This window comes from Lentilactobacillus fungorum (assembly GCF_016860605.1).
GTDB classification, from domain to species: domain Bacteria; phylum Bacillota; class Bacilli; order Lactobacillales; family Lactobacillaceae; genus Lentilactobacillus; species Lentilactobacillus fungorum.
This window is the reverse complement of the sequence record NZ_BNJR01000021.1, coordinates 76,855-89,840: the sequence shown is the minus strand read 5'-3', so window position 1 is coordinate 89,840 and position 12,986 is coordinate 76,855. Positions and strand designations below refer to the sequence as shown.

Annotated in this window: 9 protein-coding genes and 1 pseudogene; 6 read left to right on the top strand and 4 right to left on the bottom strand. The window is 42.0% G+C overall.

The genetic code is table 11. The features are described from left to right. Positions 1-69: 69 nt before the first annotated feature. Positions 70-1,161 carry a glycosyltransferase family 4 protein gene (locus tag YK48G_RS13055; RefSeq protein ID WP_203631145.1) on the top strand — a complete coding sequence of 364 codons (1,092 nt, stop codon included), beginning with the start codon at positions 70-72 and terminating at the stop codon, positions 1,159-1,161. Between the two features lie 374 nt (positions 1,162-1,535). On the opposite strand, the gene YK48G_RS13050 is transcribed toward YK48G_RS13055, so the two are convergent. Continuing rightward, positions 1,536-2,204, bottom strand: a complete 669-nt coding sequence (locus tag YK48G_RS13050) for a YigZ family protein (RefSeq protein WP_203631144.1) — start codon at positions 2,202-2,204, stop codon at positions 1,536-1,538. Positions 2,205-2,253: 49 nt separating this feature from the next. Between YK48G_RS13050 and YK48G_RS13045 the strand changes: the two genes are divergently transcribed. The 5 genes from YK48G_RS13045 (at position 2,254) to prfB (ending at position 8,843) form a co-directional block, all read left to right on the top strand. Continuing rightward, entirely contained in the window at positions 2,254-3,576 is a 1,323-nt protein-coding gene (locus YK48G_RS13045; protein ID WP_203631143.1) for an ATP-dependent helicase ComFA, read from the top strand. Beyond that, complete coding sequence (locus YK48G_RS13040; protein WP_203631142.1) at positions 3,573-4,265, top strand: ComF family protein; 693 nt, start codon at positions 3,573-3,575, stop codon at positions 4,263-4,265. Before YK48G_RS13045 ends, YK48G_RS13040 begins: the two co-directional genes overlap by 4 nt. Positions 4,266-4,387: 122 nt before the next feature. Beyond that, the gene (gene hpf, locus YK48G_RS13035; protein WP_203631141.1) at positions 4,388-4,960 is read left to right on the top strand and encodes a ribosome hibernation-promoting factor, HPF/YfiA family; all 573 of its coding nucleotides are present in this window, start codon (positions 4,388-4,390) and stop codon (positions 4,958-4,960) included. Between the two features lie 304 nt (positions 4,961-5,264). Continuing rightward, a complete protein-coding gene (gene secA, locus YK48G_RS13030) occupies positions 5,265-7,631 on the top strand; it encodes a preprotein translocase subunit SecA (RefSeq protein WP_203631140.1) in 2,367 nt (788 codons plus the stop codon). Positions 7,632-7,720: 89 nt separating this feature from the next. Next, positions 7,721-8,843, top strand: a protein-coding gene (gene prfB, locus YK48G_RS13025; protein WP_203631139.1) for a peptide chain release factor 2 whose coding sequence is annotated in 2 segments (ribosomal slippage) — positions 7,721-7,798 and positions 7,800-8,843 — 1,122 coding nt in all. Because the reading frame shifts where the segments join, the coding sequence is not laid out codon by codon here. Between the two features lie 201 nt (positions 8,844-9,044). On the opposite strand, the gene YK48G_RS13020 is transcribed toward prfB, so the two are convergent. The 3 genes and pseudogenes from YK48G_RS13020 to YK48G_RS13005 all read right to left on the bottom strand — a co-directional run bounded on the left by YK48G_RS13020 (position 9,045) and on the right by YK48G_RS13005 (position 12,559). Next, on the bottom strand, positions 9,045-10,793 hold the full coding sequence (locus YK48G_RS13020; protein WP_203631138.1) for a choline/carnitine O-acyltransferase: 1,749 nt from the start codon (positions 10,791-10,793) through the stop codon (positions 9,045-9,047). 6 nt (positions 10,794-10,799) lie between these two features. Beyond that, positions 10,800-10,982: a hypothetical protein gene (locus YK48G_RS13015; RefSeq protein WP_203631137.1), complete on the bottom strand. Its 183-nt coding sequence runs from the start codon at positions 10,980-10,982 to the stop codon at positions 10,800-10,802. After that, positions 10,979-12,559, bottom strand: a pseudogene (locus YK48G_RS13005) (BCCT family transporter). The gene YK48G_RS13015 and the pseudogene YK48G_RS13005 overlap by 4 nt, the downstream one beginning before the upstream one ends. Between the last annotated feature and the right edge of the window lie 427 nt (positions 12,560-12,986).

The following is a 12,986-nucleotide window of genomic DNA, read 5'->3' as shown; positions in this document are numbered from 1 at the left end:
TGTTTTTATCATTTGTCGTTTGTATAATTGATTTAATACTAATGTAAGGAATTAAGTGAGGTTACAAATTTGAAATTCGAAATCATTGTGTCATTATTTGCTACCATGATTCTTTCGGCAATATTAACCCCATTTATCCGCAAGCTGGCATTCGCCGTTGGTGCCGAAGACCGACCCAACAGGCGTCGAGTGAACAAGATCCCAATGCCTACGATTGGTGGGTTGGCGATTTTTATTTCTTATACTTTTTGTACAATGGTTCTCCTAAGAAACCAGTTTCCGACAAAAATTTTGTGGGGCATTTATGGTGGGGAAACCATTATTATTTTGACCGGAATTATTGATGATATTTTTGAATTACGGCCTCGTCAAAAAGTTCTTGGAATTTCGATTGCTGCTCTTTGGGTTTATTTTGCTGCTGGCGTGAAAATGACAACGATTACGTTACCATTTTTGACGATTCATTTAGGTTGGCTAAGTTTGCCGATTACTTGGATTTGGATTTTGGCAATTACGAATGCGGTTAACTTGATCGATGGTTTGGATGGGTTGGCAACTGGGGTCGCTATCATTGCCTTAACGACGATGGGCATTACCGCGATGTTTTTCTTGAACGTTGGAAACATTTTTGTCGCGATTATGATTTTTGCTTTAGTGGCTTCTTGTGTTGGCTTTTTACCCTATAACTTTTTTCCAGCCAGGATTTATTTGGGGGATACGGGCGCACTGTTTATTGGCTTCATGATGTCGGTTTTTTCGTTATTTGGATTAAAAAACGCCACTTTCATTACCCTTTTGATCCCTGTGATGATTTTGGGCGTACCAATTACTGATACGGTGTTTGCAATCTTTCGTCGATTGTTAAACAAAGAACCGATCTCTCACGCGGATAAACGCCATTTACATCACCGATTGATGCAAATTGGGCTAACACATCGTCAAACTGTTTTGGTTATTTATGGGATTGCATTAATCTTTTCATTTATCTCGTTGCTCTACCCAATTTCGCCACTGTGGGGGTCAATTTTACTAACCATTGCGGTTTTAATTGGCTTAGAGTTATTTGTGGAAACAATTGGATTAGTGGGTGAGGATCGCCAACCACTGCTGAACGGTATTAAGAAGTTGGTAAAAGATACAACCAGCAAAGATAATCATTAGTTACATAACGGTATTTACAGATAAGTTGATTGATGCGGTTAACGTAAACCAAACAATCCCAGATGAGGTTCACTTAGAAACCGATTAATTTCGGCTTTTAACTGAACCTTTTTCGTTAGATTGGCGATTAGGACAAGGCATTTTGACCCCATAGGTTAACAAAAAGCGCTAATCATTCCCGATTCAGGAATGGTTGGCGCTTTTTGTTAACCGGCAACGGGTAAAAATTAAATTTGGGTCTAGCTTCGTGGATTTTGGTGCGGATTGTCTTTTAAAGCTACTAATGGTCCAATTTGATGGAAATCGATCATAAAATAAAGGTTAACTTTTTTGCAATATATTTAACTAGCCAGCATACATTAAGCCGGGAGAAATCACGCCCGCTTTTCTTCTTCTTGGCGTTCTTTTCTAGTAAAGGGCTCCTCAAATAGTCTATCGGCACCGATTGATGAATCAAACTGGTCGCTTAAAAGATCTTTAACTCGCTGGACGAAAGCGGGTAATTCTGTTTCTCTAATCGCCACGGTCACTTTTACTTTATCAGTATAATCAACGTTTTCGATTGGTACTTGATTGGTCTCTAAAAAATATTTTAACTTATCAAATTGACGATAGTCGATTGTTAAAAAGAGTTCTTTTTTGGTGACCAAGTTGACAATCCCAACTTGATCAATGGTTGAAGAGGTTGCATTACTATAAGCCCGAATTAAACCACCGGCACCAAGCTTAATGCCGCCAAAGTAGCGGGTTACAACGGCAATAACATTGTGCAGTTCATTCTTCTTTAAGGCTTCTAGGATTGGCACGCCTGCTGTGCCGGCTGGTTCACCATTATCGCTTTCCCGTTGAATTTGATCGGCTGGCCCCAGCATGTAGGCGAAACAATGGTGATTGGCTTTTTCGTGTTGCTTACTGATTTGTTGGATGAGCTGTTTGGCCTGATCTTCGGTTTGGATTCTTTGAATATGACAAATGAAGCGGGACTTTTTGATCTCGATTTCATGAGTACCGGTTTCTTTAATAGTTAAAAAAGTTGTTGTCAAAAAAATACCTCCAGTTAGTTTCGTAATTAATCAATTGAGGTGAGGTTCTATGATCAATAGTATATCAGACTTGTACGGCCGCCAACTAAGTGAGCTTGATGTGCCCCAAAAATTGTTAGCTTCGAGTGCAGTTCATCAACGAAAAGCGGTCGTCGTTGGTCGCTCAATTACCTGTTCACGGTGTGGGTCGACGCTGGAACGCAGGCAGGCGGCGCTTCCTAACGGCCATTATTATTGCTACGTTTGTATCCAAATGAAGCGGATGGATACGCGCAGTCAATTAGTATTTGCCGATGAACCCAATCAGTTTTCTAAACCAGAGCACGCGTTATCTTGGAAAGGGCAATTAACACCAATGCAGGCCGAATGTGCCAAGCAAATTGTTAGGATTTTCAAAAATCACCAGCGACATTTGTTATGGGCTGTTACTGGGGCAGGTAAGACTGAAATGCTGTTTGAGGGGCTTAATTGGGCAATTTCACAAGGTTATCGGATTGGAATTGCTTCGCCTAGGATCGATGTGGTCATTGAACTTTTCCCGAGAATTCAAGCGGCGTTCAAAACGACGTCGATGGTATTATTGCATGGCAAGAGTGATCAGCCCTATCGATACAGTCAATTAACCATTTGTACCACCCACCAATTATTGCGATTCTATCATGCATTTGACGTCCTAATTATTGATGAAGTGGATGTTTTCCCGTTTTCTGGGAACCCGATGTTACATTTTGGTGTCCAAAATGCCATTAAGCCAACCGGTGCGATGCTTTATTTAACAGCGACGCCTGATGAGCAGTTACTGATGCAGATCAAAAGGGGGAAGTTGTCCGTTAGTTATTTGCCAATCCGCTACCATAGTCATTTGTTGCCCGAGCCGACAATCATCAAAGTTAGAAAACTTGAACAATTAATTGCAAAAGAAATGTTAAGCAAACCGATCCTGAAGACAATCAGGTCGCTTGTGAGACAAAAGCAGCGTTTTTTGTTGTTTGTTCCCCACATTAAGGACTTGGCAGCCGTTTCGGCAGCGATCGGCCACGACAATCTTCAAGCCCGCTATGATACTGTTTATTCAGCTGACCCTACCAGGCTGGAAAAAGTGTCGGCAATGAGGCATAACCAACTGGACTTTTTAATTACGACAACCATTCTTGAACGTGGCGTAACGTTTCCTGGGATTGACGTTTTGGTTTTAAAGGCGGACAATGAAATCTTTTCAGCCGCCGCTTTGGTACAAATTGCTGGGCGAGTTGGGCGGAATAGTAGTCGACCCTTTGGCAAGGTACTATTTTACTGTGAAAGAAAATCGGCAACTATTCGAACTTGTCAGCGTCAGATTAATCAGATGAATCAGCGGGCCAAGAAATTATGAAAAATTGTTTATTGTGTCAGGCGTCAATTCGCGAACAAATCGGCTTAGATGACCTGTTTTCGCTTAGGGCAGCCAAACCGACGATTATTTGTCAAGCCTGTGCTTCGGCATTTTCTAGGTTAAGCGCAACTCCAGTTTGCCAACTTTGTGGAAGAAAATTGACGGCGGCAATGACCGATCCATGTTATGACTGTCAACGATGGGAGAAACAGGCAGCTTTTAGTTTTTCAAATCGGGGGCTATACGACTATAATGCCGCAATGAAGACATATATGAGCCGGTATAAATTCTTGGGTGATTATCGATTGCGCTGGGTTTTTATGACTGAGATGAAAGTGGCCGTGACGCGCACCAAGCGATTGGTCGTTCCGATTCCGGTGACTGAGGCCACGATGGCCATCCGTGGTTTTAATCAAGTAGTTGGGTTGATTGACAATTGCCGGTTTGTGAATGCCCTAACACCAGTCGCAGCAACCAAGGAAAGCAATCAGTCCGCAAAGAGTCGGGCCGATCGTTTATTATTGGATCAGCCATTTAAGTTAGTTAGTGGCATGGAAGCCACCGTCAAAGATGCCAAAATTGTCATTGTTGATGATGTTTATACAACCGGTACCACAATTCGTCATGCAGCAAGGTTGTTATACCAGGCAGGAGCAACGTCAGTTACGGGAATAACCCTCGCAAGGTGAAGAAATCCAGAGTCAATGATTGTTAAAAAGCCAACTTTCAATTATACTAAAGTTGTAGCCAATGATGAAAGTGATTTCATGATTGGACCATTAAGCCGTTAATGGTGAAGGGAGAGATTGTTATGCTAATGTTTAACATTCGTGGTGAAAATATTGAGGTGACTCAGGCGATTCGTGATTACGTCGAAAAACGAATCAGTAAACTGGAAAAATACTTTGAAAAAGACTTAAAAAATACGGCCCACGTCAATTTAAAGGTTTATCCAGATAAACAAGCTAAAGTCGAGGTAACTATTCCTTTACCATACTTAACTTTGAGAGCTGAAGAAATGTCCAATGATTTATACGCCAGCGTTGATTTAGTAACGGATAAATTGGAACGCCAAATTCGTAAATACAAGACTAAGGTTAACCGTAAGTCTCGCGAAAAAGGCTTCAAGAACCTTGAGTTTGCATCAACGCAAGATACGGCTGATACTGAAACTGATTCAGCTTCAGATAACGAATCCAAGTTCCAAGTGGTTCGGACCAAACAATTGGCACTAAAGCCAATGGATAATGAAGAAGCCATTTTACAAATGGATATGTTGGGCCATGACTTCTTCATTTATGAAGATGCTGAAACTTCCGGAATTAATATTGTTTACCGTCGAAATGATGGCCGCTATGGCTTGATTGAGACTGGCGAAGAATAAATAATCGGTGTTTCACTAATCATTTGAACGATTACGAAGGGCATTTTGTATAATTCTGATTTGATTTATACGGAAATGCCCTTTTGTATTGTCATTGATCGTCTTTCAACTTAGGCACGTGAACTTAACGATTTTAGATTTAATCCTTTGAAGATTGGGAAAAGTGGATTATCATGGATTAACACCATTTGATTTTAGTTTTTGTTTTCATTGACAGCTTGAAATGGTACAATTAAAAAGTATGTAGTCCACATTTTACTAAGATGTATAATCAAAACCGTTTATTTTGGAAGGGAATTTACAAATGGCAACTAATGTTTTAAAAAAATGGGTCGAAAGTGATAAGCACGAACTTAAGCGACTCAGTAAAATCGCCGATAAGGTTGGTGCTTATGCAGAAGAGTACCGCCAACTAAGCGATGAAGAATTACAGGCCAAAACGCCTGAGTTTAAGGAACGTTACCAAAAAGGCGAATCACTTGACGATTTGCTACCAGAAGCGTTTGCTGTAGCAAGGGAAGGCGCCAAGCGGGTATTGGGCCTTTACCCATTCCATGTCCAAATCATGGGTGGTATTGTGCTTCATGAAGGTAATATTGCTGAAATGAAAACCGGTGAAGGAAAAACATTAACGGCTACCATGCCGGTTTATTTAAATGCGCTGGCTGGCGAAGGCGTTCATGTTGTAACGGTCAACGAGTACCTCTCACAACGTGATGCGACTGAAATGGGCGAGTTGTACAATTGGCTTGGCTTAAGCGTTGGGGTCAATTTGACTGAAATGGGGCCAGATGAAAAACGAGCGGCCTACGCTGCTGATATTACGTATTCAACCAATGCTGAAATTGGCTTTGATTATTTGCGAGACAACATGGTGGCGTACAAAGAAGAAATGGTTCAACGGCCACTGAACTTTGCAATTGTCGATGAGGTGGACTCCATCTTAATTGACGAAGCTCGGACACCATTAATTATTTCCGGTCAGGCAACGGGGACTTCGGAGCTTTATCAACGAACGGATCGTTTTGCCAAAACGCTTCATGAGGGTGATGACTTCAAGGTTGATCTAGAAACCAAAACCGTTTCGTTAACGGATCAAGGCATTGAAAAGGCCGAAAAGTATTTTAACCTCAAAAACTTATACGATACGGACAACACAGCCTTGACCCACCATTTGGACCAAGCTTTGCGGGCAAACTTTATCATGTTGCGAGATAAGGATTATGTTGTCCAAGAAGATGAAGTTTTAATCGTTGATTCATTTACTGGACGGATTATGCAGGGACGACGTTTCTCTGATGGGCTTCACCAGGCGATTGAAGCCAAAGAAGGCGTTCCGATTCAAGAAGAAAGTAAAACGATGGCGACAATTACGTACCAAAACATGTTCCGGATGTACAAAAAGTTAGCTGGGATGACAGGTACTGCTAAAACTGAAGCTGAAGAGTTCCGTGAAATTTATAACATGGAAGTTATTTCGGTGCCGACTAACAAGCCGGTTATTCGGGTTGATCATCCAGATATTCTCTACCCAACATTGGAAGCAAAGTTTGACGCGGTTGTTAATAAGATTAAAGAACTGCATCATAAAGGACAACCAATGCTGGTCGGGACTGTCGCGGTTGAAACTTCTGAGTATCTATCTCATCGCTTAGATGAAGAAAATATTCCCCACGTTGTCTTGAACGCTAAAAACCATGCTAAGGAAGCCGAAATTGTCACTAATGCTGGTCAGAAAGGTGCTGTGACGATTGCGACCAACATGGCTGGACGAGGAACTGATATTAAATTAGGACCCGGCGTCGTTGAGTTAGGTGGCTTAGCGGTAATTGGGACTGAACGACATGAATCACGACGGATCGATAACCAGTTGCGTGGCCGTTCAGGCCGGCAAGGTGATCCAGGCCTTTCTCAGTTCTATTTGTCGCTAGAAGATGATTTAATGCGTCGATTTGGGTCTGAAAAGATTAAGAACTTCCTGGAGCATATGAACGTTCAGGGTGAAGATGCTGTTATTCGTTCTCGAATGATTACCAAGCAGGTTGAATCTGCACAAAAGCGGGTTGAAGGTAATAACTACGATTCCCGAAAGAACGTGCTGCAATATGATGATGTCATGAGGCAGCAACGAGAAGTTATTTATGGTGAGCGCCAACAAGTTATCGAAGAAAATAAGTCACTCAAATGGGTGATTATGCCGATGATTGAACGGACGATCAATCGAATTGTTGACTTGCATACGCAGGGTGAGCAATCAGATTGGGATCTTCAGACAATTTTGGATTTTGCCATTAGCGCAATGGTTAGTCCCGATCAAATTTCACTAGATGATCTGAAAGGCAAGTCAGCAGATGACATCAAACAAATGCTGATGGACATGGCAAATAAGGTTTATAAGCAAAAGCAGGATCAGCTATATGATGCTTCTCAGATGCTTGAATTTGAAAAAGTTGTTATTTTACGAGTGGTTGATTCGCATTGGACTGATCACATTGATATCATGGATCAATTGCGTCAATCAATTGGACTTCGTGGTTACGGCCAACAGAACCCGCTGGTTGAATATCAACGAGAGGGCTACAAGATGTTCGAAGAAATGATTGCTGATATTGATTATGATGCAACCCGTTTGTTTATGAAAGCCGAGATCCGTCAAAATATGCAACGTTAATGAGTTTTATGAAGGAGGCTGGGGCAAAGGATTTTGTCTCAACCTCTTTTTTAGAGTTAAACGTCGAATCGTCTAGTAAGGAGATAATTATGACATTTGAATTAAGTGAAGCTAAAAAACAACTTGCTGAAATGCAAAAAGCCATCGATGGCTTTAGGAGGTCACTTTGACTTCGATGCATTGAGTGAAAGCATTGCCATCAATGAAGCCAAAATGGCCGAGCCAGGCTTTTGGGACAACCAGGAGAAAGCTCAAAAGTTAATTGATGAAACGAATCAAATTAAAACCAAGCGCGATCAATTCAAAGCACTTGCTGATCAATTGGCTGATTTAAAGGTGACGCTGGAATTGATCGTAGAAGATCCTGACTCTGGGATGCAGGCCGAATTCCAGACTGAAGCCAGTGATCTCAATACGAAGTTACGGCAGTATCAGTTAGGGCTGCTTTTAAACGGCAAATATGATCATAATAATGCCATTTTAGAAATTCACCCAGGTGCTGGTGGTACAGAATCACAGGATTGGGGATCGATGCTTCTTAGAATGTACACCCGCTGGGCAGAGGCTCATGGATTTAAAGTGGCGACGTTGGATTATCAAGTAGGAGATGTCGCTGGGATTAATAGCGTGTCGTTATTAATTAGCGGTAAGGATGCTTATGGTTACTTACGTTCTGAAAAAGGTGTTCACCGATTAGTTAGAATTTCGCCATTTGATTCAGCTGGTCGACGGCACACGTCATTTGCATCAGTGGATGTGATGCCTGAATTAAGCGATGACGTGACTATTAAAATTAACTCGGATGAGTTAAAGGTGGATGTTTATCGTTCAAGTGGCGCTGGTGGCCAGCACGTTAACAAGACATCTTCAGCAGTTCGAATTACGCATTTGCCCACTGGAATCGTGGTTGCCAGCCAAGCCCAACGTTCACAGCTGCAAAACCGGCAAACGGCGATGAACATGTTGAAATCAAAGCTTTATGAACGTGAACAAGAGAAAAAACAGGCGGAAAAAGCCAAAATTGAAGGTGAGCAAAAGGATATTGGCTGGGGATCGCAGATTCGTTCCTATGTTTTTCATCCATACTCAATGGTCAAGGATCATCGTACTGGTTATGAAACGGCCAATGTTAATGGGGTGATGGACGGCGACTTGGATCCGTTTATTAACGCTTACCTTCAGTGGCAACTAAGTCAGGAAAACCCAGAATAATATAGCCATTCAAGTAATTAAAAGTAAAACATTTAATTTGCTAAAGTAGGTTTAAAAATGAGATTGGAACAGATAACTGTTCTCAATCTCATTTTTAGTTAATATTCGCGGATATTAATTAAGTTCCGTTGAAAAGCCGGCTAGTACAGCCTTTCCAACAGAGTTATTAGGTGATTGTTTAATTGCATCATCGTATAGATATTACCAGCTAGTTATCAGAGCCATTAAATCATCCAGGCTCTGTTGAATTTCAGCCAGCCACTGTTTCGGTGTTAATGGGTCATTGGTCCACCCAGAAACGGCTAAGCGGATTTCATCATCAAGAATACCGTAGTATACGCCATATCCATCGGCTGCGGTTGGTGCGAAGGTGAGCCCTTGAATGACGGAAAATGGGATGGAAGTGGTGGAAAGATAGTCAGTTCGAAGCTTCGCAAGCTGCTTTGAGTGGAATAACTTGTCAGCAACTTCCAGTCCTTCAGGGCTTTTGTTAAAGACGGTTTCCAATCCTAACAGATGTCGTTCAACCCCATAACCATTCTGAGCCAGCCGAATTCTGTCTGTGTGGGCTTTCGCAGCCACTTCAAATAGTGGTTTGAGTTGGACTGATGACTCACCGTTTTGGAGGACAATGATGAATCGTTTTTTCTCTATATTCACACTGCGGGCGTTCTCTGTCCTGCCCTGGTAAAAGGCCCGCATGGAGACGGGTTCATAAATACTGCGCCATTGGCCGGTTAAGCGAAACATTGCCAATGCCAAAGCAATGTGAAAGAACGCATCTGGACTAACTTTAGCTGTTTTGATCCGGGTTTTGCCAAAGTGCTTAAATGAGTGACTGGCAATGCTCATCTGTGTGTACCATTTCTCAGCAGCTTCATAAGCATTAGCTAAATTAGCTGTCAATTCCGCGTCTAATTCAAAGGATTTAGGATCTAATTTTGCATCGGTAATGGGAATCGCTGAATCGCTTGTCAAACCAGTCATGGCGTGCTGAATTAAGTTTAGGGCAGGGACGCCATCGACGCGACTATGCTCAATGGCAAAGCCGACATGAAGGTCATTGAAAACCACAACCTGCAGCGTTTTATCCACGAAGCGATCGTTAATCCCTAAAAGGACTTCTTTTAAATAATTACCGCTTATGAGCGTTTCCACTAAACTGACTGAAAAGAGGGAGTCGGCAACCGAATTCCAAACAGCCTTGTTATGCGGAGAATGCCAAAGCTTAGTTAATAGCTGAGCAGCTTCTTCTCTTGGCAGGCTTGTGATAATTCCTGGGAAATGGTCGTTATTATCTTTACGTTTAATAATACCGTTAATTTGTGACTCAATATGATTAATTGAAGTCTGCTGGCCATTTTCATCGGTTACCTGAACAAAGAAAATCTGCCCACCGTGAATAATGGTCACCTTCTGTTCGCGGATGTCAGCAATGCCCTGATGGAAAGTATCTTCTTGGACATGGGCAAACCGCATCGATTTAAAAAAGTTGAGATAGTAGCTCATATCCATTGGACTGCCATCATGGAACTGTTCAATTGGTTGTTTACCCGTTGCAAAGCTCAGATAGGATTCGGTGAGGTGATCAATGATCTCTGCAGTCAAATGTGCTAGCGAGGTATTTTCGGGGATGTCATCGGGGCTAACGGTGAAGGCAAAATTGGATGAACTCTGAAGCGGTTTCCGATTTGACAAATAACCAGTTTCCCAAATTGATGCTAACCAGCTGCCTTCAGTCTGTTTGGCCATGTCCATTAATCGTTGTTGCAGAATCAGACCATCAGATTTTGCAAATTGATCAATTGTGGCGTCCAGATCCGTAAATTCCTTGTCACTTAACAACGGGGTTGACCATTTTTTTAGGCGCTTTAAAGTTACTTCGAGGCTTGGCACTGGCAATTTGGGTAGCTTTGCCATTAAATCTGTCGTGTATTTAGGGTTGTTCATTTTGGCTCACTCCTTCTTTTCGTCAAAGGCTTCGTAGACAATCCAAGCGATTAAGGCAATAAAGGCAATCATAATAATTGAAGTAATTAAGTTGCCAATGATGGAGTGGGACATCAGTGTTTTATCTAATGGAAAGTTTTCTTTAGGAACTAAATTTGCTGCTAAAATCATGAGGCTTGTCATGGTCATTCCTTCTTTCCTTCAGCGAGCTGATCGACGGTTTTTTGATTTTTATTGGCTTGCGTGAGGAGGTTCCTGCTGTAATCAAGCCGCATTTGTCGGAACATGCCAGAAATCGATAAGAAGACAAATAGCATAAATGGAATTCCAATAATGACGCCAACTGCCTTAACGCCATCCAAGGTTCCCGTAATAATGTTCGAGAAGGCAATCATTGTCGCTAAAATTGACCAAATAATGACCCGATTCTTTGGTGCATTTTCAGGCCCATTGCTAGTAATGATACTTAATGAAATCATTCCAGAAGTTGTGGCGGTTGCCAAGAAGACGACTACCAGCAACAAGAAGATTGGCCCGGTGATCGCAAATCCCGGCAGTTCCTTGAGGACCATAATGAACGACAAGTAGACATTTTCTGGATTGTTAGCGATGAAGTGGATAATTTTCCCGTCGCCGAAGAAGGTATTCTAAAAGCCGTTGCCAGCAAAGACACTAAACCAGAAGATCAGGAAGAAAGTTGGTACTAGAATTGACATTAAAACAATTTGGCGAATGGTTCGACCCTTGGAAATTCGAGCGATAAAAATTCCCAAAAATGGCGTCCATGAGAACCACCAAATCATGATGGTGTTTGGCCAAGAGCCAAACCAGCTTTGATCGGAAAACGGAAAGGTGGTAAAGGCCACCGGAAAAACGTCAAGAAACGCATGGCGGATATTTTCAGTTACTAAGCGCATAATCATCGTTGAGTTAGTAATCATAAATACATAAATCATCAGGATAACGGCAACGATGGTGTTCAGTTTCCCCAGCGTCCCCATTCCTTTTTGAATTGGTAAAATGGCTGCAAACGTATAAATAAAGAACATGATGATCAACAGGACAATCGAACCGGTGGTCGATGCAATATCGACCCCACTGACTGATTTAACTGCATTTTGAATTTGAAAAATGCCGATTGCAATGTGAGCGGCAAGGGTGAGGGCAGCGGCACCAGCAGCAACGATGTTTGCGAAGACGGCGATGCTGGGTGCCCACGGTTTATCAGAAAATCCGGCCGCAATTGGTTCGCCCGGCAGAAACTTTTTACCTTTATAGTAGGCAAAGTAGCCAATGACCAATCCCGCCATGGTATAAATTGCCCAAGCAGGCAATCCCCAGATGAACATACTGTACTTCATGCCATTTTCGGCGGCTTGTGCAGGTGAGATACCTGCGGAAATTCCAACTGGTGATTGAAGATAGTGGACAAGGGGCTCTGCCACTCCAAAATTTACAATTCCAATTCCAATGCCAGCCGTGAACAGGGTGCCAATCCAGGCAAAGGTACTCATTTCGGGTTTGTCATCAGGCTTGCCAAGCTTGATCTTGCCGTATTTTCCAAATGCCAAATATAAACTAATCAGTAACAGAATGATGGGCATTGGCATTGTAAACCAACTGAAGTGAAGGTTATATTGTCCCAGTAAGTTCCACAGGGTCGCGGTCATTCCTTTTGGGCTAATCACGGCCCAAAGAGAGAAAAAACCGGTAAAGATGATTGATGCCCAGAATAAGAAGTTTTTTCGCTGAATTAATGCTTTCATTTTGGATTCACCTCAATCTAAAGGTAGTCGACTGACAATATTGCTAAACCCCCTTTTATAACATTTCAGAGATAGAATACATTAGAAAAGCCAAATAAGCAAGCGCTTACACCTTTTGATTATTAGGGCTAGATAACTTTGATTAGTACGATATTTTTTTGATTGTCCTTTCATATACATTGTGTAAGAAATCAATGGGAGCTTACCCAATGTTTCTTCTCCTTAACGGATTGATGGTTTGGCTCGCTAATGTAGCCCAGCATCGGCAACGGTATCGTTAATTGGGATTTGATTGAAATTCAGTGATTGTAAGAAAGAAATTAAAATTTGCTGGTCAGTGGACCTCTAATAAACGGAAAGGATTATTCAGAACATATTAATTAATAAGCAATTCTGTAACAGCCTCGGTCAACAGGACGGCTAACGA